General features: G+C 71.7%; 22 protein-coding genes and 1 pseudogene. 11 read left to right on the forward strand and 12 right to left on the reverse strand.

Features of this window, described 5'->3' with window-relative positions; translation table 11 throughout:
- Nucleotides 1–300: 300 nt before the first annotated feature.
- Both ACWCP6_RS02850 and ACWCP6_RS02855 read left to right on the forward strand, forming a co-directional pair.
- Nucleotides 301–480 (forward strand): annotated as a pseudogene (locus ACWCP6_RS02850) (UTRA domain-containing protein); the annotation flags it as partial.
- A gap of 49 nt (nucleotides 481–529) precedes the next feature.
- Nucleotides 530–727: a hypothetical protein gene (locus ACWCP6_RS02855; protein ID WP_450930503.1), complete on the forward strand. Its 198-nt coding sequence runs from the start codon at nucleotides 530–532 to the stop codon at nucleotides 725–727.
- Between the two features lie 347 nt (nucleotides 728–1,074).
- On the opposite strand, the gene ACWCP6_RS02860 is transcribed toward ACWCP6_RS02855, so the two are convergent.
- Complete coding sequence (locus ACWCP6_RS02860) at nucleotides 1,075–1,932, reverse strand: helix-turn-helix domain-containing protein (protein WP_450930504.1); 858 nt, start codon at nucleotides 1,930–1,932, stop codon at nucleotides 1,075–1,077.
- A 284-nt stretch (nucleotides 1,933–2,216) separates the two neighbouring features.
- On the opposite strand from ACWCP6_RS02860, the gene ACWCP6_RS02865 reads away from it, so the two are divergent.
- Complete coding sequence (locus tag ACWCP6_RS02865) at nucleotides 2,217–2,774, forward strand: DUF3291 domain-containing protein (protein ID WP_450930505.1); 558 nt, start codon at nucleotides 2,217–2,219, stop codon at nucleotides 2,772–2,774.
- A gap of 60 nt (nucleotides 2,775–2,834) precedes the next feature.
- Entirely contained in the window at nucleotides 2,835–3,002 is a 168-nt protein-coding gene (locus ACWCP6_RS02870; RefSeq protein ID WP_450930506.1) for a hypothetical protein, read from the forward strand.
- 964 nt (nucleotides 3,003–3,966) lie between these two features.
- Here ACWCP6_RS02870 and ACWCP6_RS02875 read toward each other — a convergent pair.
- Entirely contained in the window at nucleotides 3,967–4,764 is a 798-nt protein-coding gene (locus ACWCP6_RS02875) for a bestrophin-like domain (protein ID WP_450930507.1), read from the reverse strand.
- A 503-nt stretch (nucleotides 4,765–5,267) separates the two neighbouring features.
- Here ACWCP6_RS02875 and ACWCP6_RS02880 point away from each other — a divergent pair.
- Nucleotides 5,268–5,654, forward strand: a complete 387-nt coding sequence (locus ACWCP6_RS02880) for a DUF6083 domain-containing protein (protein WP_450930508.1) — start codon at nucleotides 5,268–5,270, stop codon at nucleotides 5,652–5,654.
- Between the two features lie 448 nt (nucleotides 5,655–6,102).
- Nucleotides 6,103–6,813, forward strand: coding sequence for a DUF4232 domain-containing protein (locus tag ACWCP6_RS02885; RefSeq protein WP_450930509.1), 711 nt, complete (start codon nucleotides 6,103–6,105; stop codon nucleotides 6,811–6,813).
- Nucleotides 6,814–6,894: 81 nt separating this feature from the next.
- On the opposite strand, the gene ACWCP6_RS02890 is transcribed toward ACWCP6_RS02885, so the two are convergent.
- Together ACWCP6_RS02890 and ACWCP6_RS02895 are read right to left on the reverse strand one after the other, a co-directional pair.
- Nucleotides 6,895–8,238 (reverse strand): carotenoid oxygenase family protein, encoded by a 1,344-nt coding sequence (locus tag ACWCP6_RS02890; protein ID WP_450930510.1) that lies wholly within the window; start codon nucleotides 8,236–8,238, stop codon nucleotides 6,895–6,897.
- Nucleotides 8,235–8,810 carry a hypothetical protein gene (locus tag ACWCP6_RS02895; RefSeq protein ID WP_450930511.1) on the reverse strand — a complete coding sequence of 192 codons (576 nt, stop codon included), beginning with the start codon at nucleotides 8,808–8,810 and terminating at the stop codon, nucleotides 8,235–8,237. Before ACWCP6_RS02895 ends, ACWCP6_RS02890 begins: the two co-directional genes overlap by 4 nt.
- 126 nt (nucleotides 8,811–8,936) lie before the next feature.
- Between ACWCP6_RS02895 and ACWCP6_RS02900 the strand changes: the two genes are divergently transcribed.
- Nucleotides 8,937–9,473 carry a PadR family transcriptional regulator gene (locus tag ACWCP6_RS02900; protein ID WP_450930512.1) on the forward strand — a complete coding sequence of 179 codons (537 nt, stop codon included), beginning with the start codon at nucleotides 8,937–8,939 and terminating at the stop codon, nucleotides 9,471–9,473.
- Between the two features lie 119 nt (nucleotides 9,474–9,592).
- Here the strand turns inward: ACWCP6_RS02900 and ACWCP6_RS02905 are convergent, their stop codons facing one another.
- The 4 genes from ACWCP6_RS02905 to ACWCP6_RS02920 are packed head-to-tail and all read right to left on the reverse strand — an operon-like array spanning nucleotide 9,593 to nucleotide 13,198.
- On the reverse strand, nucleotides 9,593–10,228 hold the full coding sequence (locus ACWCP6_RS02905) for a response regulator (protein WP_450930513.1): 636 nt from the start codon (nucleotides 10,226–10,228) through the stop codon (nucleotides 9,593–9,595).
- Nucleotides 10,225–11,487, reverse strand: coding sequence for a sensor histidine kinase (locus ACWCP6_RS02910; protein ID WP_450930514.1), 1,263 nt, complete (start codon nucleotides 11,485–11,487; stop codon nucleotides 10,225–10,227). Before ACWCP6_RS02910 ends, ACWCP6_RS02905 begins: the two co-directional genes overlap by 4 nt.
- Entirely contained in the window at nucleotides 11,484–12,347 is an 864-nt protein-coding gene (locus ACWCP6_RS02915) for an ABC transporter permease (protein WP_450930515.1), read from the reverse strand. Before ACWCP6_RS02915 ends, ACWCP6_RS02910 begins: the two co-directional genes overlap by 4 nt.
- On the reverse strand, nucleotides 12,344–13,198 hold the full coding sequence (locus ACWCP6_RS02920) for an ABC transporter ATP-binding protein (protein WP_450930516.1): 855 nt from the start codon (nucleotides 13,196–13,198) through the stop codon (nucleotides 12,344–12,346). Before ACWCP6_RS02920 ends, ACWCP6_RS02915 begins: the two co-directional genes overlap by 4 nt.
- Nucleotides 13,199–13,528: 330 nt before the next feature.
- On the opposite strand from ACWCP6_RS02920, the gene ACWCP6_RS02925 reads away from it, so the two are divergent.
- From ACWCP6_RS02925 to ACWCP6_RS02935, 3 genes are all read left to right on the forward strand, one after another.
- The gene (locus ACWCP6_RS02925) at nucleotides 13,529–15,073 is read left to right on the forward strand and encodes an LCP family protein (protein ID WP_450930517.1); all 1,545 of its coding nucleotides are present in this window, start codon (nucleotides 13,529–13,531) and stop codon (nucleotides 15,071–15,073) included.
- Nucleotides 15,074–15,237: 164 nt separating this feature from the next.
- Entirely contained in the window at nucleotides 15,238–16,083 is an 846-nt protein-coding gene (locus ACWCP6_RS02930) for a metallophosphoesterase family protein (protein ID WP_450930518.1), read from the forward strand.
- The gene (locus ACWCP6_RS02935) at nucleotides 16,080–16,811 is read left to right on the forward strand and encodes a 4'-phosphopantetheinyl transferase family protein (protein WP_450930519.1); all 732 of its coding nucleotides are present in this window, start codon (nucleotides 16,080–16,082) and stop codon (nucleotides 16,809–16,811) included. The genes ACWCP6_RS02930 and ACWCP6_RS02935 overlap by 4 nt, the downstream gene beginning before the upstream one ends.
- Here the strand turns inward: ACWCP6_RS02935 and ACWCP6_RS02940 are convergent.
- Nucleotides 16,799–18,766: an AMP-dependent synthetase/ligase gene (locus ACWCP6_RS02940; RefSeq protein ID WP_450930520.1), complete on the reverse strand. Its 1,968-nt coding sequence runs from the start codon at nucleotides 18,764–18,766 to the stop codon at nucleotides 16,799–16,801. The genes ACWCP6_RS02935 and ACWCP6_RS02940 overlap by 13 nt on opposite strands.
- 105 nt (nucleotides 18,767–18,871) lie before the next feature.
- Nucleotides 18,872–19,540 (reverse strand): TetR/AcrR family transcriptional regulator, encoded by a 669-nt coding sequence (locus ACWCP6_RS02945; RefSeq protein ID WP_450930521.1) that lies wholly within the window; start codon nucleotides 19,538–19,540, stop codon nucleotides 18,872–18,874.
- A gap of 183 nt (nucleotides 19,541–19,723) precedes the next feature.
- Here ACWCP6_RS02945 and ACWCP6_RS02950 point away from each other — a divergent pair, with 183 nt between their 5' ends.
- On the forward strand, nucleotides 19,724–21,604 hold the full coding sequence (locus ACWCP6_RS02950; protein ID WP_450930522.1) for a hypothetical protein: 1,881 nt from the start codon (nucleotides 19,724–19,726) through the stop codon (nucleotides 21,602–21,604).
- Between the two features lie 103 nt (nucleotides 21,605–21,707).
- Here ACWCP6_RS02950 and ACWCP6_RS02955 read toward each other — a convergent pair whose 3' ends face one another.
- A complete protein-coding gene (locus ACWCP6_RS02955; protein WP_450930523.1) occupies nucleotides 21,708–22,571 on the reverse strand; it encodes an ABC transporter permease in 864 nt (287 codons plus the stop codon).
- 145 nt (nucleotides 22,572–22,716) lie between these two features.
- Nucleotides 22,717–25,434 (reverse strand): alpha/beta fold hydrolase, encoded by a 2,718-nt coding sequence (locus tag ACWCP6_RS02960; RefSeq protein ID WP_450930524.1) that lies wholly within the window; start codon nucleotides 25,432–25,434, stop codon nucleotides 22,717–22,719.
- Nucleotides 25,435–25,540: the final 106 nt, after the last annotated feature.

The following is a 25,540-nucleotide window of genomic DNA, read 5'->3' on the forward strand; positions in this document are numbered from 1 at the left end:
AGCGGTATGTCATGGGCTGAAGCGCAAGATCCGCAAGAAGCGCTGAGTTCGGCTGACATCCACGGGTGACATCAACAGTGCCGGACGTGGACGTCCTTGCGCGGCTCAGCACATCCGATCCGACCACGCGTTGACACCTCTGGGCCGCGCTCGGAATCGAACTCCTAAGGCGGTGCTCCCGGGAACAGCGGTCCGGCGTGGCCTCTGGAACGTCCCTGGGCCGTCCAAGGTCACCCGACGCCAACCAACAACGACAGAAGCCCACTGCGTCCGAGCTGGTCAGAGCCATGGGCTTCTCCCCCGGAGCCGCGGCAGGCGACCGCTGAGGAGGCGTCACTCCTGGGCATCCAGAAGGCCGCACTCGTCACGCACATCCGGCGGACGTACTACAGCGACCAGGGACGCCCCGTGGAGACGGCGGACATCGTCGTTGCCGCCGCTCACTGCGAGATCGTCTACGAGATCCCCATCAGCCGTTAGCAGGACGGCTCCGCGTCAACCTCTCGATCCCGGCTCGTATCGTTCACACATGCGCAATGAGAGGCACGACGAACGGCTGTCTGACGCGGAGCTGGAGCTGTTCCTGCAGTATCTGCACCGGTTCGCCAACCACGATCTGGATCTCTTCGCTCTCATGCAGGTGGGCGATCCTGAGTACCCCGTCTATGTGAGCTTCTCCAGGAAGCCCGAGGCAGGAGTTGACCCCGAGGCCTACCCTCGGCCGTAGCGAACCCCGGGCCCTGTCGAATGCCTGTCGAGGGCTGGCCGACGGGGCGCCAGCGTGGGGGAACGGTGCAGGTCAGAGGGAGTGCCCCACGCGACGCACCAAGCGCCTTCTAAGCGCTTGGCCGCAGGTTCGAGTCCTGCCGGGGGCGCACAGTGTGCTCGACTGATCGGCCCTCCTGCCCGGAGGGCCTTTTTGCTGGTGGCGGGGACCCTAGCGGGTGGGCGTAGCGGAGGCGTAAGCGTCCGACCGCTCCCCCGGTGATCATGGGAGGGTCCGGCGCTGTCCGGGTGTCACCGGGTTTCTGCGGGTGGCTGCGGTGAATACGCGGAGACGTACCTCCGAGCCGGTCACTCCCCTTCGGGTAGCTCCGGGAGGTCCCCCTGCGCCTCCAATCGGCGCTTGAGGTCCGGGAGCTGCCCCTCGATGCAGCCGGCGCAGAACGCCAGCAGGAGTGGCGGCACGCTGTGGCCCGCCCCGTAGGCGACCTGGGCCGGCGGGATGCCGTCGTTGATCCACTTCGTCAGGCGGGTGTGCCTGATGTCGTAGATCCGTCGCCCCATGGGCGACTCGTACTCCCGCTCGGCCAGCTCGGCCTTACGAGCCGTCCCCCAGGCCCGACGGGTGACGGACCCGGCGAGGATCCCTCCGAACTCGCCCCGGAAGGGGTGGTCGCCGGGCTTAAGGTCCTCCGCCTTGATGTGCTCCCGCAGGATCCTCGTCAGCGCAGACGGACCCGGCACGGCTCGAGTGTCGTCTTCGGCTCGCCCCTTCAACCCGCGCTCTTCGTGGACCTGCCCGTCGTCGGTCCAGTTCTTTCCGACCTCCGGTTGCGCGGTGTGGAACAGCAGGTCGCACCACTGGTCTTCCGCATCCTCGGGAGGCAGCGTGACGTCGTCCACGTACATCGCCACGGCTTCCTCCGGCCGCGGTACTTCACTCTCGGCAGGCGGCCGGCAGGCCAGCGCCTTGCCCTCGGCGGCCTTCAGCGGTGTGAACGAGGCGGGACGGCCGCAGCGTTGACGGTCTTTGAGCCCGGGCAGGCCCGCCTGGGCGAACCGGCCACGCCAGCGGGGCACGGTGTCCAAATGCAGCCCCGTCTCCCGGGCGATGCATTCGTTGGAGCGTCCACGCGAGGCGTGCAGCACCACCTGTGCACGCACCCGCAGCCGGTGCTCGGTCTTGTGGCCGTAGGCCGTCTTCTTCAACCGCACACGCTCGGCGGCACTCGCCTGCCCCGCCCGCCACCGCCCCAGCCCCCGCAATGACCGGTGCAAGAGGCCACTTGGACAGGGAAAACGCAACTTCGACATGGGCCGCAGAGGCAGCTACCTTCACCTGGTCTTCGGCGATCGCCCACGGTCGCACAGGAGTTCCTTCAGGCTGAGCCACCCGCGACGGGATGAGTTGGTCACGCCCCACGAATCCTCGCCCCCGTGCGTAAGCCGCCGAACCGGGTCCACACCAGGCACCCCCAACCAGGGAGAGACGCATGCCCCATCTTGCTCTGTACACATTCGGCGTCCTGAAGTCACCTCTCGCCGATCCCGCACCTCTCACGAACGAGTTCTACGACATTGGTGAAGCCGTCTACCGGAAGATCAGTCAGCACCCCGGATACCTCGCGCGTGCTGAAGCGGCGGGCGGTGACCGGGGCATGCTCTTCGAGGCGGACTGGGGTGCATGGGGAGAGTTCGCCGTACCGACCTGGTACGGCAAGGGCCGAACGGTGGAAGCCACCGCCCTGGCCACGACCCTCTCACTCTGGACCGACCTGAGCCCCGCCTTCGACGCCGTCTACACCGGTCTGCACCGTGAGACGCTGAACAGGCGTTACGACTGGTTCGAGAGGACAGGACACCCGAATTACGTGTGCTGGTGGGTCTCCGACGGCGTGATACCCACCTGGCAGGACGGGGTTTCCAGGCTGGAACACCTCCACGACCACGGCTCCGCGCCGCACGCCTTCACCTTCCACCACTCGTTCGCCCCGGACGGAACTCCGACCAGGATCAAAGGCATCGGGCCGAAGAGCGACCCGGTTCGCTGACAAGGAAGCCTGAACGACTGGATTCGCTGTCAAACGCCTCGATTGAATGACGGCGAACAGATGCGTCCGCGCTACGGCGGAGCCGCCAGTACCTGGGGCTTCGCCGTCTACCTCGCGAGCACCGATGAGTACCAGGACGCCATCCTGCCCACCAGCGGCTTCGCCGGCACCCCCGAAGACGCCCTCGCCTGCGCCTGCGGCCTCTACCTCACCGACCCCAGCATCTGACCCCGCACCACACGCAACACAGGCTCCACAGTCAACCCTCGAAGCATTTACGGAGCCGTCCAGGCGTCTGTGCGGTGCCTTGAATTACGCAGCGCCCCTTGACGATTCGCTCGCCAGGGGGCGCTACGCGTCGGTCGGGTCCGACACCGAGATGCTAAGGGTTATGATGCCGCAATTCGCACGCGCGCTTTCGGTGTTCCGCCTTTACGCCGAGTCGGGCGAGTGCATTGGCGCAAGGACTATCGGGGTTCGGAAAGCCCATCACGACCGAGCATGCCTGCTTCACCTTCGGGCCCACCGTATACCCTTTGCTGGCAAGGTAATGTTCGCACTGCTTGGGGGTAGCGCTCGCCGGCGTCGCAAGAAATAGCGGCGCTGCCCCTACCGCCACGGTAATGCAGGCCGCTGTTATGGCACGCCTAAATCTCATTCCATCGCCTCCCGTTTATATCTCGTGCAGGGTGGTCGGCCCTGCGGTGCACAGAATGCCACCCGTTACTGCCGCTTCGCAAGACACCCTTGTGGTTTTCGCACGGTTTTCTCCGTATAAATAAAGCTGCATGACCGACGATGCCCGGCAAGCTCCAATTGCAGCCATCCCGGGACAACGGCAAACGGTCACTGGGGCGGAACCGGCCGAACCCTGAGGCCCGTCCCCCATGTCCCGCATCGATGCACCAGCCACGGCTGCTTTGCCTACAGTCCTCACTCCCCGCGGCTGCCATGCAGCGGAATGAAGGCTTTCGGAGAATATGCGGTGGGGTCGGCACTGTCCGGCTGTCACCGGGTTTTCGCGGGTGGCTGTGTCGAATACGTGTCGAAGTTTCTGGACCGGGGGGTCAGCCGGCGCCCGGCACCTCCGGGAGATCGCCCGCGGCTTCGAGTCGCTGCTTCAGTTCCGGCAGCTGCCCCTCGCTGCAGCGGGCGTAGGTGGCCGCCGCGCCAACTCCCGAAGCGGGCCCGCCTAGGACCCGCCGTCGAAGAAACCGGACTTCAGGTCCCCGATGATGACGTCGACTGGATGCCCACTCACGGTGAACGGTCCACTCCAGGGCGCGGTCAGCGCGAAGAACAACGCCAGACTCAGCCCGACCACACTCGCAACGCCCAGAACGAGCAGTGACGTTCGCAGGCTGCTGCGGAAGACGAGTGCGCCCGCGTTCACGATCAAGGCCAGTCCGCCGGCCACAAGCGTGACGACGTAGAGCGCGGGTGCTTCGCGCGAGGCGGCCGCGATGCGTGCGCGACGACTACTGGTGACGCTGTCCAGGGAAACCAGCAGCTCCGTGCTCGCCGGGGTTCCCAGCTCGGGCCGGGCCGCCTCGGCACGCACGCTCCGCTCCAGCCGTGCGATCGCACGGGCGGTGGCCGGGTCGTCACCGGACGCCGCGGCCGCACCCTCCCATTCCCCGGCACGCGTGGCCTGCAGGTAGTCCAGCAGTGCCTTGTGGATCGGCTCCGACTGGACCCGCGGACTTGTCGCCGACCATGCCAGGCGGGAGGCTGCGGCCGCCTCGTCGCTCACCAACCCCTCTGCTGCCCGCAGGTAGCTGGCCTCGCTGGCCAGTGAGAGTGCCGCAAAGATCGCGAAGGCAGCGCCGAGTGTGGGCATCAGGGGCATGGCGATCTGGTGCACCCGATCCTGCTCCCCGACCGGTACGAGCGCCCGGACGCCGACCCGCGCCACCGCCGCGACCAGTAGGGCAAGGAAGAGCCAGCCCGCAACCAATACCAGCGTCGGTAGCGAGGCCAACCAGTTCACCACATCACCTACAGTGCGTTCCCGCGGGCGTCACAAGGCGGCGACACGTCGCCCCCACGACCTGGAGCTCCTTGTCGATCACCTTCAACGAACGCTCCATGATCACAGGTCGAAGACCTCCGACGCGCGCGACGCCCGGCACAGCACCTCGCTTCGTGGGCCAATCAGCCGAGTACGGCCCAGTACGACGCTGTCGGCCGCCTTGCGATGCACCGCACCGGCCCGGGTTCGAAGGGACGTGGCAAGCGGCCGCTTCCCGCCCGACGGCACTGTCCCCGGTGCCTGAGGGCCGGCGCACGGCGCGGGTGAGCACCGTGCGAGCGCGTCGGCTGCCCGCTGGGGCGCAGTTCCGCGGGTGCGGGTTTCGGCCCGGCCGTCCGCGTCCCTTTCTTGCAGCATGCACCTGCCGGTGCGTCTGTCGTCACGATGGCGCCGCCCGGTCCCGTGCGTCCCGTCCGGTTCGCGTGCTACGCATACGACCTGCGTCTGCGGACTCTTGCCCCATGGGGGTTTCCGAGGAGCGGACACGGCGTATCGGCGGCGGGCGGTTCCGGTGCCGGTTCTGCGGACTGCCGCAGGAACGAGTGCTGACGCTGGAGCACGACTGGGTGCTGCTGGAACCGGAGTTGACGGTGTTGGCGCATCTGGTGCCGGCCGGGCATCGGTGGATCGTGCTGTCGGACGGACGGGTGACGGTGTACGGCGTGTGCCCTCCCGAACCGTCCCAGAGATGCCGGATCGAGCACCGTCTGGCGTGCTCCGAGCAGCCGTTGCCGGACCTGTGGCCGTGGTTGACCGCGGTGCGCGACGAGAACGCCCGGAGCGCGGCGCGGCAGGAGACCGGGGAGCCGGCGCCGCTGTGGGGGGCCGAGTGGCCGGACGCCGGGTAGCCGACGGGGCCGCACCCGTCGAGCCATGACTGCGCGGCCCTCTCCGCTCCTCCAGGCAGGTCCGGCTCGTGTCCACGGCTCCCGGCTTCCTCGCCAGGTGACGGATCCCCCTGCTCTTGGTGAGCTCTTCTGCGTGAGCTCTTGTACGTGCGTCCTTGTACCTGCGTCCTTGTACCTGCGTCCTTGTACCTGCGTCCTTGTACCTGCGTCCTTGTACGTGAGTTCTTCTGCGTGAACTCTTCTGCGCGGCTTCTTCTGCGTCCGTGCCAGGGGTTCCGGCGTGGAAACATCGGCCCGGAGGGTCACGCCGAAGTCGGCCCGGAGGGCCGGAACTGTCACCGCTGCGTCACAGCTGCTCGACCGGGACAACCCCGTGCTCGCCGGCTCTGTCTGCATCGGCGGGGCCGGCAAGGGCCGCGCCCCGTGCGACCTACTTCGGGGGGACACGATGCAGTACACGAACGGCGTCCGCAGAACCGTGCTGGCGGTGGTCGCGGCCTCGGCCGCGCTGATGGTGACCGGGTGCGGGCCGGACGGCGGTGACACGGGGGCGGCCGGGTCGCCGTCGAGTGCGCCGAGCACCTCGGAATCGCGTGCCGGTTCTGCGGGCTCTGCGGACCCCGCCGCCTCGAAGCCCGCCACGGGCGGCACGTCCGCGACGACCCCGAAGGCGACCGCCTCCGCCTCCTCCGGATCCGGCTCGTCCGGCGGCGCCGTGAAGACGTGCGCGGCGGACAGCGTGAAGGCAGCCGCATATCAGGCTGCCGACCGCCCGGCCGGCACGGGAACCGGTGCGGCGATCGTCGAGTTCACCAACGTCTCCGGTCAGCCGTGCATCCTGAACGGCCACCCGTCGGTGGCGGGGGCCGGCAACGGTTCCCCGGACCACAACTCGCCACTGTCGGGGACGCCCACCGGAACGGCGTCGCCGGTGCGGGTCGCCCCGGGTGGCAAGGCATGGGTGAAGCTGACCTTCGTCCAGGTCCAGGGCGAGGGCGACGGCTACTGCAAGTCCGGTGCGACTCCGAAGGTCTACCCCACGATGGTGGTCGGCCTGCCGGGTTCGGGGTGGCACCAGGTCGCGCTGAGCGACGGCCAGTTCGCCGAGTGCGACAACAAGGTGACCGTCACCGCGGTATCGGCGACCAAGCCTTCCTGACCGCGGCAGTCCCGTCCTCGGCCGGCCGGTGGATCGGAGCGACCGGCCGGCCGGAGGACGGGGCATCGCGCCGGGCGGGGGTCAGGCGCTCGCATCCGGGTCGGGCAGCCAGTTGCCGTGGAAGCCGTGGGGGACGCGCCAGGGCAGATGGACGGTGGCGACCGGCGGGTCGGACGGGTGCATGGCGTCCAGGACGACGAGGTCGCTGCGGTCGGTGGTCGCGTCGTGGACGAAGGTCAGCAGCCAGCCCGCGCCGTCCGGGGCGCCGGGACGGGCGACGAACGCGGCCTCGCCGGGGGTGCGGCCGGGGCCGAACTCGTGGACGGCCCGGGCCCCGGTGTGCAGGTCGTAGCGGATGACGGCGCCGCGCCGGCTCTGGGCGGGGTCCCCGGCGTCGGTGACATGGCCGTACGAGGCGTCGAGCCCCGCCAGGCGGTCGTCGATGCGCGGGAACTCGCAGGGACGGTCGTCCAGTTGCTCCTCGGCGACCGTCCCGGCAACCGGGTCGACGGTCCAGCGCCACAGGGACGCCTCGCTGCGCCCGTGTCCGGCCCACCACAGGTGCGGATAGCGGACCACGTGCAGCACGATCCGCCCGGAGGGGTCCTCGTGGGCGTTGAGCGTGTGGAAGACGTAGCACGGCGCGATGTCGAACCAGCGGACCGCACCGTGCGGATCGTCGCGGCGCAGCAGGCCCAGCCGCGCGCCGTGGTCCGGGTCGAACCCGTACGGCATGCCTCCGGAGCGCGCCTTGACCGGGTCGAAGACGACCGGCAGGTCCATGAAGACGACATGACGGCTGGTCAGGGCGAAGTCGTGCATCATCGTGTGCGCCGAGACCTCGGAGGCGTCGAGAGGGCGGCTGAGGATCAGATTGCCGTCGCGGTCGGCGCGGTGGTACGTGACGTACGGCGGGGCGTGCCGCCCGTACCCGAAGAAGTGCAGTTCGCCGGTCTGCGGGCAGATCTTGGGGTGGGCGGTCATCGAGTCGTCCAGCAGGCCGCCGAAGTCGTAGGGGCCGACGGTGTCGAGGCCGTCCTCGACGCACTCGATCTCGTACGGGAGCGAGGACTCGACCAGCGCGAGGGTGCGCCCGGCGTGCCGCACCACATGGGTGTTGGCTGAGCCGGCCGTCAGGTCGCGGCTGCCGTCGGGCCGGTCGACGGGGGCGCCGGTGGCGAAACTCGCCGTGCGGACCCAGCGGTTGCGGTACCAGGCGGCCCGGCCCGCTTCGAGGCGTACGGCGTGGATCATGCCGGCGCCGGTGAACCAGTGCTCGGACGGGGTGCGCGGGTTCGGGCCGTTGCGCAGGTACCAGCCGGTCAGCTCAGGAGGCAGGACGCCGGTGACGGGCAGGTCGTGGGCCGTGTGTTCGGCGTCCACGGGAGCGAAGTTGCCCGTCAGGTGGAAGGCGGCGGTGGTCACTTGGCGGCCGCCGCGTTCGACTGGTGCCGGGCGCGGGCGGCCTCGGGGTAGCGGACGGTGAACAGGACCGGAAGGACGAACCCCGCGACCGCGACGAGGGTGCGGGCGGTGCCGTTGTCCGGGGCGTAGTGGTGCAGCAGGGCGTTGGCCGCGCCGGAGAGCGTGAACGCGGCCGCCCAGACCGCGGTGATGACGTTGTTGACCCGGATGAACAGCGGGCTGTTCCAGTGCTCCTCCGGGACGGTGGTCCGGGCGATGCCGAGGGTGAAGGGCCGTCCGACGGCCAGGGAGACCCATGCGGTCAGTGCCAGCCACAGGGAGGAGGCGGCCGAACCGTAGTCCTGCACAAGCGTCTGGTGCGGGGCGGCGAACACGGCGACCGCGTAGGCCGCGAGGAACACCGCGGCGCTGCACTCGATGACGATGGCGTCCCAGCCGCGTCCGCCGCGGCGGGCCGCGGAGATCAGGACGAGCGCCGTCGCGAGGCCGGCGAGGACGGCATAGCGCAGATCGATGGTGCCGGTCAGCACGGTGACAACGATCCACGGAAGGAAGCTGCGCAGATACGACATGACCCGTATTCCCCCTGGGCTGCGGTCTGGTTGTGGGCCGGTGCCGCGGGCGGCGCCGGTGGAACGACCTTAGATATTCCAGCCCTGACATGTCAAGAGTGGAATATCGAGGGGTATGGTGGGTGCATGAGCCTCAAGCACGCACTCCTCGGCCTGCTGGCGGACGGGCCCGCCAGTGGCTACGACCTCCTGCGGACCTTCCGCTCCTCGCTGTCCAACGTGTGGCCCGCCACGCAGAGCCAGGTCTATACGGACCTGGGGCGGCTCGACGCCGCCGGACACATCCGGGTCGTGGAGGAGGGCCCGCGCGGACGCAAGACGTATGCGATCACCGATACGGGACGCGAGGAGCTGCGGCACTGGATGGTCCAGGTCCCGCCGGACGGCCAGCGCCGCAACGACATGCTGCTGCGCGTCTTCCTGCTGGGGACGGTCGAGCCGGACGAGGCGCGCACCTATCTGCGGCGGCGCGCCGAGGTCGCGGCGGAGCGCCACGCCGAGTACGCGGCGATGGACAGCGCGACCGAATGGGACGACGGCCCCCTCTCCCTGTACGGCAGGCTCGCGCTGGAATGGGCCAAGCGGTTCACGGCGATGTCGCAGGAGTGGAGCGTCTGGGCACTGGCCGAGTTCGAGAAGGCGGAGGAGAAACGCAAGGGCTGAGCGCCGCGAGCAGGGGCGGGGCAGCGGCGCCGGACGCGATGGACGACGGCGGCCGGCGGGAACCGTGCGCGGACGCCCGGCGGGCCCGGTCTCGGATGGCCACCGGCCGGGCGGCCCGGTCAGCCCGTCGGCAGCAGCCCGAGCTGCAGCGCGCGGGTGACCGCCGCCGTGCGGTCGGAGACCCCGAGCTTGCCGAAGCTCCGCAGCAGATGGGTCTTGACGGTGCTCTCGCCGATGAACAGGCGGCGCCCGATCTCCGAGTTGGTGCATCCCTCGGACACCAGCCGCAGTACCTCCAGCTCCCGCTGCGACAGTTGTGGCCGCTCCGGCTCGCCGCCGCGCAGCCGGGACACGAGCGCCGCCGCCACGGTGGGGGCGAGCACGGTCTCGCCACGCGCGGCGGCCCGGACGGAGTCCGCGAGGTCACCGCTGGAGGCGTCCTTGAGCAGGTAGCCGGCGGCTCCGGCCTCGACGGCGCGCAGGATGTCCCGGTCGGTCTCGTAGGTGGTGAGCACCACGACGCGGGTGGTGCCGGAGTGCGCGGCGAGGATCTGCCGGGTGGCGTCCACCCCGTCGCCGCCGGGCATCCTCAGGTCCATCAGTACGATGTCGGGCTTCAGCCGCGCGCACAGCGCGACGCCCTCGGGGCCGGACGACGCGGTGCCGACGACCTCCAGGTCGGGCTGGACGCCGAGCATGCCGCGCAGACCCTCCCGCACCACGGGGTGGTCGTCGACGAGCAGGATCCGGATCATCGGTTGGTCTCCTGGAGCTCTTCGGGAAGTGCGTCGGCGCCGTCGGGGCCGGCTCCCGCCGTCAGCCGTACGGTGAGGCAGGTGCCCTCGCCGGGGGCGCTGGACAGCTTCGTGGTGCCGCCGATCTCCCGGACGCGGGCCCGCATGCCGGGCAGGCCGTATCCGTTGCCCGAGGCGGTGGGCGAGAAGCCGCGGCCGTTGTCGCGCACGGTCAGCTCCAGGCCGCCCTGGGTGTAGGCCAGGGCGAGCTCGGCTCGTGAGGCGTGGGCGTGCTTGCGGATGTTCGACAGGGCCTCCTGGGAGGCGCGCAGGGCCACCACCTCGACGGCGGGCGGCAGCGGGCGCGGGGTTCCGCGGACCCGGACGTCCACGACGATGCCGAGCTCCTCGGCCAGCCGCTCGCCGAGTCGGCGCACGGCCTCGTCCAGGGAGCCGTCGTCCAGCTGGGCCGGGGTGAGGGAGGCGACCAGGGAGCGGGACTCGGCGAGGTTCTCGCGGGCGGTGCGCTGCATCAGGTCGACGTAGCGGCGGGCCTGTTCGGAGGTGTCGGCCAGCTCGCCCTCCAGTGCCTGGGCGAGCATGACGAGGCTGGTGAAGCCCTGGGCGAGGGTGTCGTGGATCTCGCGGGCGAGCCGCTCGCGCTCCAGCAGGGCGCCGTGCGCGACGGACAGCCGGGCCAGTTCGCCTCGGCTCTCCTCGAGTTGGCGGATGAGGTCCGCGCGCTCGGAGCTCTGCACGACGATGCTCTCCACCCATCCGCCGACGGTCAACGAGGACCCGGCGACGACGGCGGCGATCAGCACCGTGCGCAGGATGTGGCCGGGCTCGTCCCACCACATGACCCCCCAGCCGATGAGCGGGGCGAAGTTGTACACCAGCAGGAACGCCATCGCCCGGAACCGGGACAGCAGCAGGTAGGACAGCGGCGCCAGGGCGACCATGGCGACGGACGCCTCCTGCGCGACGATCGCCGCGGGTGTGTAGAGCACGGCCATCCCCATGCAGAAGGCGAAGGCACGCCGGGAGTTCTCCGCGTCGTGGTGCAGGGCGGGCCGCCCGACGGCCGCGTACAGCGGGATCGACAGCAGCAGCCAGCCGTCCATGAGCATGACCCATGGCTCCGGTCCGTGCGAGAAGGCGACGAAGAGTTCCGCCGCCAGCAGCGCCACCCCGAAGTGGATGTCCCACAGCCAGGTGTTCCGCCGCCACGCGTGCGTGACCGGGGCACCCGGCTGTGGGACCGCCGAAGGCACGGTCATCCGTCGCGCCGGCCCTTCCAGCGGAACGTCATCAGGCAAAGAACCAGTCCTCCTATGCACCAAGCGCCCAGGACGAGGGCGACCCGGCCGAGCTCCCAGCCTCCCCCCTGCTCCAGGACCTTGGCCCGGTCGGGCAGGAAGACCGCACGGAAACCCTGGCACATCCACTTCAGCGGGAAGAAGGAACCCACCTTCAGCATCCAGCCGGACATGCTGTTGATGGAGATGTAGACGCCGGAGATGAACTGAAGGACGAGGAAGGGCAGGATCATGATCGGCGTGGCGCTCTTCGCGTCGCGCGGCACACTGCTCATCGCGATGCCCAGCAGCGAGCAGGCGATCATGCCGAGCAGCAGCACCCAGGCGAAGGTGAACCACTTGCCCGGTGTGGCCGGCAGCTTCAGGCCGAAGAAGGCGACACCGGCGATGAGCAGCAGCGTGGTCTCCGCGACGCCCGTCGCCAGGACCAGCCACAGCTTGCCGAGGAAGTACGAGCTGCGCGGCATGGGCATGGCCCGCAGCCGGCGCAGGTTGCCCTCGTCGCGTTCGGTGGCGATGCCGATGCCGATGGACTGGAAGCTGGTCGACATCAGACCGGCGCCGAGCATCGCGGCGACGTACAGCTGCGAGACGGTGATCCCGGCGCCCTGGATCCTGTCGTGGAAGACCGACGCGAACATCGTCAGCATGACGATCGGCAGCGCGAAGGTGAAGACGACGGCTTCCTTGGCCCGGAAGAACTGCTTGATCTCCAGGCCGCCGCGGAGCAGTCCGAGACGGAACGCACCGGGGAGCTTGCCGCCCCCGCCGCCCGGCTGCACCAGGCCCGCTGCGGGCGCGTCGACGAGAGTCCGGGTCATGCCGCTGTCTCCTGCTCCTTGATGAGGCCGAGGTAGATGTCCTCGAGGGTGGGGCGACCGACCGTCAGCTCCGGGATCTCGCCCTGGAAGTGCGCCGCGAGGTCGTGGACGACACTGGTGGGCGTGTCCGTGCGGTACTCCCGCGGGCCCTCGGGGGCGAGCCAGGACACGGTGGCCTGTGCGCCGGCGCGGCCGCCGAGGGTGGCCGGCTCGCCCTCGGCGACGACCTTGCCCTTGACGACGACGGCCAGCCGGTCGGCGAGCGCCTCGACCTCGTCGAGGTAGTGGGAGGTGAGCACGATGGTCGTGCCGTCGTCGGCGAGCGACCGGATCAGGTCCCAGAACTGCCGTCGGGCCGCCGGGTCGAACCCGGTGGTGGGCTCGTCCAGGAACAGCAGCTCGGGGCGGCCGATGACGCCCACGGCCACGTCGACGCGGCGGCGCTGGCCTCCGGAGAGCGCGGTGACACGGGAGTCGGCCTTCTCGGTGAGCCCGACGAGACGGATGATCTCCTCGGGGTCGTGCGGGTCGGGGAAGTACCGGGCGTAGTGCCGTACGGTCTCGGCGACCGTCAGCTCGCCGGGGACGACCTCGTTCTGCCAGACGATCCCGATCCGGGACTTCCACTGCCGCGAGGCGCGCCCCGGGTCCTCGCCGAGCACCTCCACGTCGCCGCCGTCGCGGCCGCGGTGGCCTTCCAGGATCTCCACGGTGGTGCTCTTGCCCGCGCCGTTCGGCCCGAGGATGCCGAAGATCTCACCGCGCCGGATGTCGAGGTCGAGTCCGTCGACGGCGACGTGGTCCTTGTAGGCCTTGCGCAGGCCCCGCACCCGTACTGCTGTTTCTGTCATGCCTCCAGCCTTCCGGGCGCGGGGGCGGGGCGGTACGACCGAGGGGACGGACCTGTGTCCACCAGTTGGTGGACAGAGGACCGCGGGCCGGTGCGTCCTCCTGCCCGGCGAAGGGGGCGAGGAGGCGGGGGCGGCGTGGTGGGGGGAAGGGGAAAGCGGCGCAGGTAAGAAACAGTTGCCACCTTGCGCAACCGTACAACCATCAGGCGTCGATCGTCGTCTCTTGTGTATGAGGGATGAACTCGGCCCGCGGGTTGCCTCCGCAGGCCGGCGAACTCCCCCCGTACGGAGGCGGTCTCCCTACGGGTTGGACCGGACAAAGGCGCGGAGATGACAGTCAGCAGTCAGCAGACGGCGCCGACGCGCCATCGAGGCGGCGGCGACCGGGCCGGCGGCGACGGAGGCCGCGGACGCCGCCCCGGGTCCCGGGTCCGGATCGTCCTCGCGACGGCCCTGTCCCTGCTGGTGCTGGTGAGCGCCGGAGCAGGCTGGGTCTACCTCAAACTCAGCGGCAACATCAACACGTTCGGTGCGGACGGCATCTCCAAGGACCGTCCGCCGGCCACGCCGACGAAGGGCCAGAACGTCCTGGTCATCGGCTCCGACGCGCGCACCGGCGGCAACAACGCCCTGGGCGGCGGCGACAAGGGCGACATAGGCCGTTCCGACACGGCGTTCCTGATGCACATATACGCCGACCACCGGCACGCCGTCGCCGTGTCCATCCCCCGGGACACCCTGGTCACCATCCCGCCGTGCAAACTGCCCGACGGGAACTGGACCAGGACCCGGACCGACACCATGTTCAACGAGGCCTACTCAGTCGGCGAGACCGCCAAGGGCAACCCGGCGTGCACCCAGAACACCGTGGAGAAGCTCACCGGTCTGCGCGTCGACCACACCGTCGTCGTCGACTTCAAGGGCTTCGCGAGCCTGACCGAGGTGGTGGGCGGCGTCCAGGTCTGCGTCCCGCAGGACATCCACCAGAAGGACCTCAACCCCAACCGCGCCACACCGGGCCGGCTGCTCTTCGCCAAGGGCGAGCAGACCCTCTCCGGCCAGAAGGCCCTGGACTACGTCCGCATCCGGCACGGCATCGGCGACGGCTCCGACATAGGGCGCATCAAGCGCCAACAGGCCTTCGTCGCCAGCCTGATCAAGAAGGTCAAGAGCGACGGCCTCACCCCGACCAGGCTGCTGCCGCTCGCGGACGCCGCCACGAAGTCCATGACCGTGGACCCGGGGCTCGGCTCGGCCGACAAGCTGATCTCGTTCGCGATGTCCCTGAAGAGCATCGACCTGCACAACACCAAGTTCATCACCATCCCCTGGCGGTACCAGGGTGAACGCGTCGCCGTCGTCCAGTCGGAGGCCCAGGCGCTGTGGGCCGCCCTGAAGGCCGACCGCACCATCGACGGCAAGGACGCCAGCGGCAAGGACGCGGCCGGCGCGCCGGCGTCCGCCGCGCCGAGCGCGACGGGCCCCGTCGACGGCGGCGGCGTCCGCGTCGCCGTCTACAACGGCACCCGCGTCACCGGGCTCGCCGCCCGCGCGGCCCGGACGCTGACCGAGCACCACTTCACGGTGACGGGCACGGCGACGGCGACCACCCGGGACCAGGCGACGACGGTGATCCAGTACGCGGCGGGCGAGAAGGACCGGGCGCAGTCCGTGGCCCGTCTCTTCCCGGGCTCCCAGCTGCGGCCCGCCGCCACGTCCGGCATCAACATCGTCCTGGGCAGTTCCTACTCGGACGCTCCCCCGGCCCCCTCCGCCACCGCCTCGTCCCCCGCGCCCACCTCCCTGCCGTCCGACGTCGCCCACGGCGCACGCTCCGCCGACGACAACCCCTGCTCCAACCTCTCGTACGGCTGAACCGGGCCGCCCCGCAGCCGTCGGCGGACACCGGCGCCGCCGCGGCCCGGCAGCGCCGACCACGACCGGGCCCGGCCACGTACTCTGGTAATCACGAGCAACTGGGGACCAGGCACCGGGACCAGGGCCGGGTCCAGGGCAGCGGGACATCACGGGGGTGTGCGTTGGCATTGGTGGCGATCAGCGATCTGCACGTCAGATATCCGGAGAACCGGCGGATCGTCGAGGAGTTACGGCCCGCGGCGCAGGACGACTGGCTGCTGCTCGCCGGTGACGTGGGCGACCTGAGCTCGGACATCGAATGGGCCCTGTCGCTGCTGAAGGACCGGTTCGCCAAGGTCGTGTGGGCGCCGGGGAACCACGAGCTGTGGACGGTGCCGCAGGACCCGGTCCAGGCGCGCGGCGTGGAGCGGTACGCGTATCTGGTCGACCTGTGCCGCGGACTGGGCGTGGTCACCCCCGAGGACCCGTACCCGGTGTGGGAGGGCCCGGAAGGACCGGTCGCGATCGCGCCGCTGTTCACGCTGTACGACTACACGTTCCGGCCCGAGGGCACCACCACCGAGGAGGAGGCGCTCGCCTTCGCGCACGGGACGGGTGTCGTGTGCACCGACGAGTTCCTGCTGCACCCGGACCCCTACGCGAGCCGCGGCGACTGGTGCCGGGCCCGTCTGGAGGCCACCGAGGCGCGGCTCGCCGAGATCCCCGACGAGCTGCCGACCGTCCTCGTCAACCACTATCCGCTGGTCCGTGAACCCACCCGGATCCTGCGCCACCCCGAGTTCGCGCTGTGGTGCGGCACCGAGCGCACGGCCGACTGGCACCGGCGCTTCCGCGCCCGCGCGATGGTCTACGGCCATCTGCACATCCCGCGCACCACCGTCCACGACGGTGTGCCGTTCCGCGAGGTCTCGCTCGGCTACCCCCGCGAGTGGCGCCCGCGCCCCGCACAGCCGGGCCGCCTCGTCCCGATCCTCCCCGACGGCCGCACGGTTGCGGGGCGGGCATGAGGGCCGACGAGGCCGGGACCGGTACGGCCGCCGATCTGTTCCCGCCGTCCGTCGTCTACGTCGAGATGTTCGACGACCCGCCCGGGCAGCACCTCTTCCCCGAGGAGGAGGCCATGGTGGCGAACGCCGTGTCCAAGCGGCGCGACGAGTTCACCACCGCCCGGGCCTGCGCCCGCCGCGCCCTCGCCCGGCTCGGTCACCCGCCCGCGCCGATCCTCCGCGGGCCGCACGGCGCACCCCTGTGGCCGGACGGCGTGGTCGGCAGCCTCACCCACTGCCAGGGCTACCGGGCCGCCGCCGTCACGCACCGCTCCGAGCTGGCGTCACTGGGTCTGGACGCCGAGCCGAACGAACCGCTGCCCGACCCGGGGATACTCCGGCTCATCGCGCTCCCCCAGGAGCGCCGGCACCTCGCCGAGCTGGCGGCCCACCGGGGTGACGTGCACTGGGAACGGCTGCTGTTCAGCGCCAAGGAGAGCGTCTACAAGACGTGGTACCCGCTCACCGGCGCCTGGCTGGACTTCGAGCAGGCCGAGCTCACGATCGACCCGGAGGGCGGCACCGTGCACGCCCGTCTGCTCACCGACGGGCCCGTCGTCGACGGGGTGCGCCACCAGGACCTGTACGGCACCTGGCGCCTGCGCCGGGGCATCCTGCTCACCGGCCTGACGATCCCGGCCCGGGCCCAGGGGGCGACCCCTGGATCAGGCCGGGCTCACGGGGCCTGATCCGCGGGACGCGCCTGGCCCCCCTGGTCCCCGCGCGCGTACAGCGCCTCGATCTGCGCCGCGTAGGCTCCCGTCACCGCGTGCCGTTTGATCTTCAGGGAGGGGGTCAGCAGTCCGTTGTCCTCGGTGAACTCGCCCTCCACAAGGGCGAATCTGCGGATGGACTCGGCCCGCGAGACCGCTTCGTTGGCGTGGTCGACGGCCTTCTGCACGTCCGCGATCAGCTCCGGATCACGGACGAGGGAGGCCGTCGGTGTGTCCAGGGGCCGCTTCCGTACGGCGAGCCAGTGCGCGATCGCCTCCGGGTCGAGTGTGATCAGCGCGGCGACGTACGGCCGGTTGTCGCCGACCACGACGCACTGCCCGACCGGCGGGCGGCTGCGCAGCCGGTCCTCCAGGACGGCCGGTGAGACGTTCTTGCCGCCGGAGGTGACGAGGATGTCCTTCTTGCGGCCGGTGATGGAGAGATAGCCGTCCTCGTCGAAGGAGCCGAGGTCGCCGGTCGCGAACCAGCCGTCGTCGAGCACCGCCCGCGACGCCTCCGGGTTGTTCCAGTACTCCCCGAAGACGATGCCGCCCTTCACCAGCACCTCGCCGTCGTCCGCGATCCGCACGGCGGTGCCGGGCACGGGCAGCCCGACCGCGCCGGGGCGGGGCCGCAGGGGCGGCGAGAGGGTCGCGGCCGCGCTGGTCTCCGTCAGGCCGTACCCCTCGTAGATCATGATCCCCGCGGCCTGGAAGAACAGGTTCAGCCGGCGGTCGAGCGGGGAGCCGCCGCTGATCGCGTAGCGCAGCCGGCCGCCGAGCTCCCTGCGGATGCGCCGGTAGACGAGCAGGTCGTACAGCGCCCATGCGAGCGTCAGGCCCGGGCCCGGTCCCCTGCCGGTGCCGAGGAGGGAGCGCAGCGCCGCCTCGGCGTACCGCACCGCGATCCGGTCGGCCCGCTCGAAGGACGCACCGCGTCCGATCCTCTCCGCGGTGGCCCGCCCCGTGTCGTGGATCTTCTCGAAGAGATACGGCACGCCGACGACGAACGTCGGCCGGAACGCCCGCAGCTGCGGCCGGAGTTCGTCCGGCTTGATGCTCGGGAAGTGACCGAGCTCGATACGCGCGAGCAGACAGGCGATCTGGAGGGTACGGCCCAGGATGTGTGCCAGCGGCAGGAACAGCAGGGTGGAGGCGGCCTGCCCGGTGATCTCCCTGAACAGCGGGTGCAGCAGCTCCACCGTGTTCGCGGCCTCGGCGTGCAGATTGGCGTGCGTGAGGGCGCAGCCCTTCGGGCGGCCGGTGGTGCCGGAGGTGTAGCAGAGCGTCGCGATCGTGCCGGGCGTGAGCGCCGCCCGTCGCTTGGTGACCTCCTCGTCCGCAACGTCCCGGCCCAGTGCGACCAGCTGCGGGACCGCCCCCGCGTCCAGCTCCCAGACGCGCGGCCGTTCGGCCTCGGGCAGACGCGCGAGCGCGGCCTCGACCGTCGTCACGTTGTCGGGCGTCTCCGCCACGACGAAGCGGGCCGCCGCGTCACGGACGATCCACTCGATCTGCTCCGCCGACGAGGTCGCGTAGACCGGGACGGACTGGCCTCCCGCCGCCCAGACGGCGAAGTCGAGGACCGCCCACTCGTAGCGGGTCCGCGCCATCAGGGCGACCCGCCCGCCCGGTTGGAGGCCGGCCGCGATCAGGCCCTTCGCCGCGGCGGTGACCTCCCGGGCGAACTCCGCCGCCGTCACCGGCCGCCACCGGTCGCCCTCCTTGCGGCGCAGCACGACCGCGTCGGGCGCCTCGGCCGCGTTCGTGTAGGGGAGGTCGGCGATGCTTCCCGTGACGGACGGTTCGGCGAGCGGTGCGGTGCGCACCTCGCGCACCGTGCCCCGCTCGTCGCGCACCAGCTCGACCCGGGCGCGGTCCGCCAGGTCGCTGCGCCGCCGCGCCCGCATCAGATCCCTGTGTACGCCCATGACGGCTCCCGGTCGGTCGCGGCTCGCGTGTGCAGACGTGCGTGGTCGTGCTTCGCAGACGTGCGTCCTTACCGGAACGTCAACCTACTCATCCGTAGGAGAAATTCAATGGGCCGTACGAGGTGAACCGTCCGGCAGCCAGACCTCGCCGTCCAGGACCTGGTTCATGCCGATCCACACCATGTTCATCAGCCGCAGGGTGATCCCCTCCGGCGACTGCTTCGGATGGGCGTCCATCCAGTCGGTGAGGGAGTCGGCCGCTCCGACCAGAGCATGGGCGACGAAGTCCGCGTCCTCGTCGCCGAGGCGGACGCCCCGCTCGCTCTCGGCGATCCCGTCCCGGACCAGGCCCGCCACCTCCGCCATGACCGCTCGGCGGGCGTCGGTGACGGCGGTGGCGATGCCCGCCGTCAGTTCGGAGGCCTGACGGTGCAGCACCACCCAGCTGTCCCGGTGTTCGGCGACGAAGCCGAAGAACGCCGACAGGCCGGCGTGCAGCCGGGCGTCCGGGGGTCCGCCGGCGCGCGCCGCGCCCTGGAAGGCCGTGACCAGCCGCTCCGCCTCGCGCCGCACACAGGCCAGGAACAGCCCTTCCTTGGAGTCCATGTACAGATAGACCATCGGCTTGGAGATCCCGGCGAGTTCGGCGATCTCGTCCACGGAGGCCGCGTGGTAGCCGCGCTTCGCGAAGACCTGCAGTGCCACGTCGATGATCTGCTGCTCCCGCACCTGCCGCGGAAGCCGCCGCCTGCGGCCCTCGGGTGTCCCACTCACCCCGCACACCCTACCGTCGGGTAAGTACCGGGCACGCCCCTCCTGAAGGACCCGGGCACCGTGGCCGGTTCCCGTCCGTGCGGTGCGTGCCGTGGCCGTCGTTCGTCCGTCCGGAGCAGTCCTCGCCCCTCCTCGCCGTATCCACCGTCAAGCCGTGCTTGACCGTGGCCGATGCAACGGGGCATGACGTCCACCTACTCGCCCGGCCCGTCACCCGAGCCCTCCGCCCGTCCCCCGTCCGCGGCCTCCCCCGGCGCCTCGCCCCGTCCCCGTACCCGGCCGGCCGGTGTGCGTACGTGGGCCGGGGAACGCGTGCCGGGGTGGTTCGTGGCGTGTGCGGTGCCCGCCGCCCTCGTCGCCGTCGCCGGGTTCAACCGGCGGTGGATGTCCGACGACGGCCAGATCTATCTGCGGACGGTCCGGCAGATCCTGGCGGGCAACGGTCCCGTGTTCAACGCGGGCGAACGGGCCGAGTCGTCCACCGGGACGCTGTGGCAGTGGCTGCTCGTGCTCGCCGGGCTGCCGGGCGCCGATCTGGCGAAGGCGGCCGTCTACGGCGGACTGCTGCTGACGGTCGCGGGGTTCGCGCTGGCCGCCCTCGGGGCCCGACGGCTGTACGGCGGCCCGGCCCGCGTCCTGCCGCTCGGCGCCCTGGTCCTGCTCGCGCTGCCGCCCGTGTGGGACTTCGCCACCTCCGGCCTCGAAACGGGCCTCGCCACCTGCTGGCTCGCGGGCGCCTGGCTGCTGCTCCTGGCCCGCCCGCGCACCCTCACGACGAGCGCCGTCCTGGGCCTCGGGCCCCTTGTCCGACCCGACCTGGCGCTCGTCTCCGCGGTGTTCCTGGTGGCGCAGTGGCTGATGGCTCGGCCGTCGCGGCGCGCCGCGCTCGCCGGGCTGGGCACGGCGCTCGCGCTCCCGGTCGGCTACGAGGTCTTCCGGGCGGGCTACTACGGCCACCTGGTGCCGCTGCCCGGTGTCACCAAGGAGGCCTCGCAGAGCCTGTGGGAGCGCGGGTTCGGGTACCTCGGCGACTTCGCGGGGCCGTATGCCCTGTGGCTGCCCGCGCTGTGCGTGGCGGCGGCGGTGCTGCTTCCGTCCCACCTGCCCGGCGTGTCCCGCCTGCGCGGCCCGTCGTCCAGCCCGTCCGGTCCGTCCGTGCCGCCCCCGTCCGGCCCGGCCGTTGCGTGCCCGACCGGCCGGGCCTCGTACGGCCGGTCCGAACGGACCGGGCGTCCTCGCCCGCCGCTCGTTCCCGCGCTCGCGCCGGTCGTCGCGGGACTGCTGTGCTGGCTCTACGTGATCAAGGTCGGCGGCGACTTCATGCACGGCCGGATGCTGTTGCCGGGCCTGCTGATGATGCTGCTTCCGGTCTTCGTGGTGCCCCTGACCCGTGTGTCGACGTGCGCGGCGCTGGCGGTGGGAGTCTGGGCGGTGGTCTGCGCGGGCTGGCTGCGCATCCCGTACGAGGGGAGCGTCGGCCCGGCGGGCATCGCCGACGAGCGGGGCGTGTACGTCCGCCAGAACGACTCCCCGCACCCGCTGCACCACACCTTCGCGGGCGCGCCCTGGCACGCGGCCTACGCACGGGCCGTGCGCGACGCCCAGCGGGACGGCAGGCCGGCGCTCCTCCTGGGCCGCACCCGCGTCACCGCCAACTCTCACGGCCTGACCGGAAGTTACCCCGTCCTGGGGCTCAACGGCACCGTCGTCCCGCTGTCCGGCGCCGCACTCGACCCGATCGGCCTCGGTTATCCGCTGGCCGCCCATTCGGCGCGGGTCGGTGGCGGGCGGGTGGGCCACGACAAGCAGCTGCCCACGGAGTGGATCGTCGCCGACCGCGGGGTGCCGTCCGATCTGCCGGCGGGCCTCGACCCGGCGCGGGTCGCGGCGGCCCGGCGCGCCCTGGGCTGCGGCCCCCTCGCCGAACTCCGCGCCGCGACGCGCGCCCCGCTCACCCCGGGCCGCTTCTGGCACAACCTCACCGGCGCCTGGCATCGCACCGCCTTCCGCTTCCCGGTGGATCCGGTGCGCGCCGAACGGGAGTTGTGCACACCGGAGCGGTGACCCGGGAGAGCCGGCACCGGACGGGGGCTCCCGTCGGGTGCCGGTCGTCCGGTGCCGCGCGGGGCGGGGTCGTCCGAGCCGGGCCGGGCGGCGATGCGGGCTCCTACGACACCACGTCCTTGCGGCGGAAGCCGCGGAAGGCCAGGGCGAACAGCACGAGGGCGTAGGTCACGGAGACCGCCGTGCCCTCGATCATGCCGTCCCACTCCGGCTGCGGCTGGATCGCGTCCACCCAGGCGAACTGCCAGTGTGCGGGCAGGAAGTCCCGCCAGTCGCCGAGCGCCGTCACCGCGTCGAGCACATTGCCGACGATGGTCAGACCGACCGCGCCGCCCACCGCACCCAGCGGTGCGTCCGTCCTCGTCGACAGCCAGAACGCCAGTCCCGCCGTGACCAGTTGGGAGACGAAGATGTACGCCAGCACGATCAGCAGACGCTGTGCGGCCGTGCCCGGCGGCAGCGCCCCGCCGGTCGGGATCTCCAGCGGGCCCCAGCCGTACGCCGCCGTCCCGACGGCGAGGGCGACCGCGGGCAGGAGCAGCATCGCGGCGAGGCTGAGCCCGAGACCGACCGTCAGCTTCGACCACAGCAGCCGGGCGCGGGGCACGGGCGCCGCCAGCAGATAGCGCAGCGACGACCAGTTCGCCTCGGACGCCACGGTGTCGCCGCAGAACAGCGCCACGGGGATCACGAGGAGGAATCCGGCCGAGACGAACAGGCAGGTGGCCGCGAAGTTCGCGCCGGACGCGGTCGCCGTGTCCATCAGCGTCACGCGGCCGTTGCGCCCGCCCGGGTCGCCGCCGATCGCGAAGGCGACGGCCAGCACGAAGGGCAGCGCCGCCAGCACGGCGCCCATCACCAGGGTGCGCCGGCGCTTCAACTGGCGCAGAGCCTCGACGCGGAGGGGGAGCGTGCGGCGCTCCCGGTATCCGGGCGCGGTGGCCCGCGCCGTGCCGTCCACGCTCATGCGGTGGCTCCCTTCACGGTCCGGGCCCGGCGCGTCGTCGTCCGGTGGCCCGCGGCCGGCGCGGCGGCTCCGCCCGCGGTCTCCTCTTCCGCCGCCGGGCGGGGACGGCGCTCCCCCGCGCGGGCGGCGGTCGGCGGTGCCGTGCTCATTCCTCGCCTCCGATCAGCGTCAGGAACGCGTCCTCCAGCCGGCGGTGGGGGCCCAGGGCGGTGACCGGGACCTCCAGGCGTACGAGGTCGACGAGCAGGCGCCGGGCCGTGGTGGAGGAGAGCCGGACGAGGAGGCCGCCCTCGTCCCGCACCGCCGAGGTGACCCCGGGCAGCGCCGCCACCTTGTCCAGCAGCGGGTCGGTGATGTCGGTGGCCAGACCGACGCGCAGGGTGTCCCCGGAGCCCACGATGTCCGCGACCGGGCCCGCCTGCACCAGCCGCCCCCGGTCCATGACCACGAGGTGGCTGCAGGACTGCTCCACCTCGGCGAGCAGGTGGCTGGAGACGATGACGGTGCGTCCGGCGGCCGCGTACCGGATCATCACCTCCCGCATCTCGCGGATCTGCGGCGGGTCCAGTCCGTTCGTCGGCTCGTCGAGGATCAGCAGGTCGGGCAGGCCGAGCATGGCCTGCGCGATGGCGAGGCGCTGCCGCATGCCCTGCGAGTAGGTGCGCACCGCGCGGGCGAGGGCACCGCCGAGTCCGGCGATCTCCAGCGCCTCCTCCAGGTGGGCGTCCTCGGCGGGGCGGCCGGTGGCCCGCCAGTACAGGTCGAGGTTCTCGATGCCGGACAGGTGGGGCAGGAAGCCCGCCCCCTCGACGAACGCGCCGACCCGCGACAGCACCGGGGCGCCCGGCCGGATCGCATGCCCGAAGACACGGATCTCCCCCTCGTCCGGCTGGATCAGGCCCATGAGCATGCGCAGGGTGGTGGTCTTGCCCGCGCCGTTCGGCCCGAGCAGTCCCAGCACCTGGCCCTTTTCGACGCGGAAGGAGAGGTCCCGCACCGCATACCTGTCCGCGGACCCGGCGTACCGCTTGCCGAGGCCGGTGATCTGCAGCGGGACATCGGCGAGGCCGGGGTCGGGCGCCGGGGCGGCGCCGCGGCGGCGGCCGGTGAGGAGGAGCGCGAGCGCGGTCGCGGCTCCTCCGAGGGGCAGCCACCACACCCAGGACGGCAGCGCCGCGGCAGCCGTGTGCACCCCGGGCGCGGTGGGCACGGACAGGTCGCTTCCGAGGGAGGCGGTGTAGGCGGCCGGGGCCGTCGGAGAGGCGTAGCCCAGGTCGGTGGAGGCCAGGACGAGGCGGAGCCGGTGGCCCTTCTGCACGGCGTGGTCGACGGCGGGAAGGGTGAGCCGGACGTCCTTGCCGCCGCGGCCGCGGGCGTCGTCGCCCGCTTCCCCGGCGCCCGGCGCGCGTCCGGTGCCTCCCGCGGCGCCCTCGATCCGCACGGGGGCGACCAGTTGCGAAGGGAGCACCTGCTGTCTGCCGTCGGGCCCGACGTCGTAGACCTTGGCGAAGAGCACCGCGTCGCCGGAGCTGGAGGCGATGTGCACGGTCACCGTGGGCGAGCCGGTGATCCGCAGTTCACGGGAGAGCGGGGCCGAGTCGAACCGGGCGTACTGGCCGGGGAAGTCGAGCGAGACGCCGACGCCGAGCGACGACAGCTGGGCGAGTCCGCCCGTGGAGCCGAGGCCGGGCAGGGCGGAGACCGCGGGCGGTCCCGCGCCCGCCGGATTCTCGAAGGTCTGCGCACGACCGGTCAGCCGCACTCGCCGTACGCCGTCCTCCAGGCCGGGGTAGCGGTCGCCGGTGGCGCCGCGCAACCGGGCGGCGCCGTCGGTGGAGTCGATGCCCCCGGTGCGGGTGATGCGGAACGCGGGGCCGGTGTCGGCGGACCTGTCGTCCTTCAGATAGCGGTCGAACCAGGCACTGACCCGTGCGGCCACCCGGCCCGCCTCCATGTCCCCGCCGTCGTGCCCGCCTGCGATCCAGTCGACGTCGACGGGGGTGCCGTGGGCGCGGATCGCCCGGGCCATGGCGTCCGCCTGGCCGAGCGGGAAGAGGGAGTCGGTCTGCCCCTGGGTGATGAGGGCCGGCACCTTGATGCGGTCGCCGACGGCCGAAGGGGAGCGCTCCTGGAGGAGGGCCCGTGCCTCGGCGTCGGGCCTGCCGCTCTGCGCGACGCGCTCGTACATCCGGCACAGCCGGGGCTCGAAGCGGGCGCATCCGCCGCCGGAGTTGATGAAGATCCCGGCCCAGAGCTTCTTGAACACGCCGTTCGGGAACAGGGCGTCGGCGAGGTTCCAGTACGTGATGGACGGGGCGATCGCGTCGATCCGGCGGTCGTACCCGGCGGCGAGCAGCGCGACCGCGCCGCCGTAGGAGGCACCGGCGACGCCGACCCGCGGGTCGCCCGCCCCGTCGAGCCGCACCTCGGGCCGCTCGGCCAGCCAGTCAACGAGCCGCGAGACGTCGGCGACCTCGCCCTTGGGGTCGTTCAGTCCGATCCTTCCGCCGGATCCGCCGAAGCCGCGCGCGGACCAGGTCAGTACCGCGTACCCGTGCCGGGCCAGGTTCTCCGCCTGGCCGCGGACGTCGTCCTTGCTGCCTCCGAAGCCGTGCGCGAGGAGGACGGCGGGGCGGCGGCCGGACCCGCCGGCGGTGAAGTACGAGGTGTCGAGGCGCACCCCGCCGCCCATGGGCATCATGCGGTCCGAACGGTGCACCGCCGGCGCGGCGTCGGACGCGACGGCCGTCCAGGTGCCTGCACCGGCGAGAACGACGAGGACGGCCGCGACGGCGAGCAGCCGCCGCGGCCTCGCGCGCAGCCGGGACAGGGCGGGCCTGATCCCGCTCGGTCGGAGATCCATGCCGACAACGGTACGGGCGGCCACCGACGCTCACGCCCGCCGCCGGTCTGAACCCGTCGGCCTTCTCGGGGAGTACGGGCTCCCGGCCGCGTACCGCAGGTGCGGT

Source organism: Streptomyces sp. NPDC002004, assembly GCF_053593975.1.

What these genes read in the sequence shown, in the direction of transcription:
- ACWCP6_RS02855 (WP_450930503.1), top strand. Translation starts at nt 530, where the DNA reads ATGCGCAATGAGAGGCACGACGAACGGCTGTCTGACGCGGAGCTGGAG.
- ACWCP6_RS02865 (WP_450930505.1), top strand. Translation starts at nt 2,217, where the DNA reads ATGCCCCATCTTGCTCTGTACACATTCGGCGTCCTGAAGTCACCTCTC.
- ACWCP6_RS02870 (WP_450930506.1), top strand. Translation starts at nt 2,835, where the DNA reads ATGCGTCCGCGCTACGGCGGAGCCGCCAGTACCTGGGGCTTCGCCGTC.
- ACWCP6_RS02880 (WP_450930508.1), top strand. Translation starts at nt 5,268, where the DNA reads ATGGGGGTTTCCGAGGAGCGGACACGGCGTATCGGCGGCGGGCGGTTC.
- ACWCP6_RS02885 (WP_450930509.1), top strand. Translation starts at nt 6,103, where the DNA reads ATGCAGTACACGAACGGCGTCCGCAGAACCGTGCTGGCGGTGGTCGCG.
- ACWCP6_RS02895 (WP_450930511.1), bottom strand. Translation starts at nt 8,810, where the DNA reads ATGTCGTATCTGCGCAGCTTCCTTCCGTGGATCGTTGTCACCGTGCTG.
- ACWCP6_RS02900 (WP_450930512.1), top strand. Translation starts at nt 8,937, where the DNA reads ATGAGCCTCAAGCACGCACTCCTCGGCCTGCTGGCGGACGGGCCCGCC.
- ACWCP6_RS02905 (WP_450930513.1), bottom strand. Translation starts at nt 10,228, where the DNA reads ATGATCCGGATCCTGCTCGTCGACGACCACCCCGTGGTGCGGGAGGGT.
- ACWCP6_RS02910 (WP_450930514.1), bottom strand. Translation starts at nt 11,487, where the DNA reads ATGACCGTGCCTTCGGCGGTCCCACAGCCGGGTGCCCCGGTCACGCAC.
- ACWCP6_RS02915 (WP_450930515.1), bottom strand. Translation starts at nt 12,347, where the DNA reads ATGACCCGGACTCTCGTCGACGCGCCCGCAGCGGGCCTGGTGCAGCCG.
- ACWCP6_RS02920 (WP_450930516.1), bottom strand. Translation starts at nt 13,198, where the DNA reads ATGACAGAAACAGCAGTACGGGTGCGGGGCCTGCGCAAGGCCTACAAG.
- ACWCP6_RS02925 (WP_450930517.1), top strand. Translation starts at nt 13,529, where the DNA reads ATGACAGTCAGCAGTCAGCAGACGGCGCCGACGCGCCATCGAGGCGGC.
- ACWCP6_RS02935 (WP_450930519.1), top strand. Translation starts at nt 16,080, where the DNA reads ATGAGGGCCGACGAGGCCGGGACCGGTACGGCCGCCGATCTGTTCCCG.
- ACWCP6_RS02940 (WP_450930520.1), bottom strand. Translation starts at nt 18,766, where the DNA reads ATGGGCGTACACAGGGATCTGATGCGGGCGCGGCGGCGCAGCGACCTG.
- ACWCP6_RS02950 (WP_450930522.1), top strand. Translation starts at nt 19,724, where the DNA reads ATGACGTCCACCTACTCGCCCGGCCCGTCACCCGAGCCCTCCGCCCGT.
- ACWCP6_RS02955 (WP_450930523.1), bottom strand. Translation starts at nt 22,571, where the DNA reads ATGAGCGTGGACGGCACGGCGCGGGCCACCGCGCCCGGATACCGGGAG.
- ACWCP6_RS02960 (WP_450930524.1), bottom strand. Translation starts at nt 25,434, where the DNA reads ATGGATCTCCGACCGAGCGGGATCAGGCCCGCCCTGTCCCGGCTGCGC.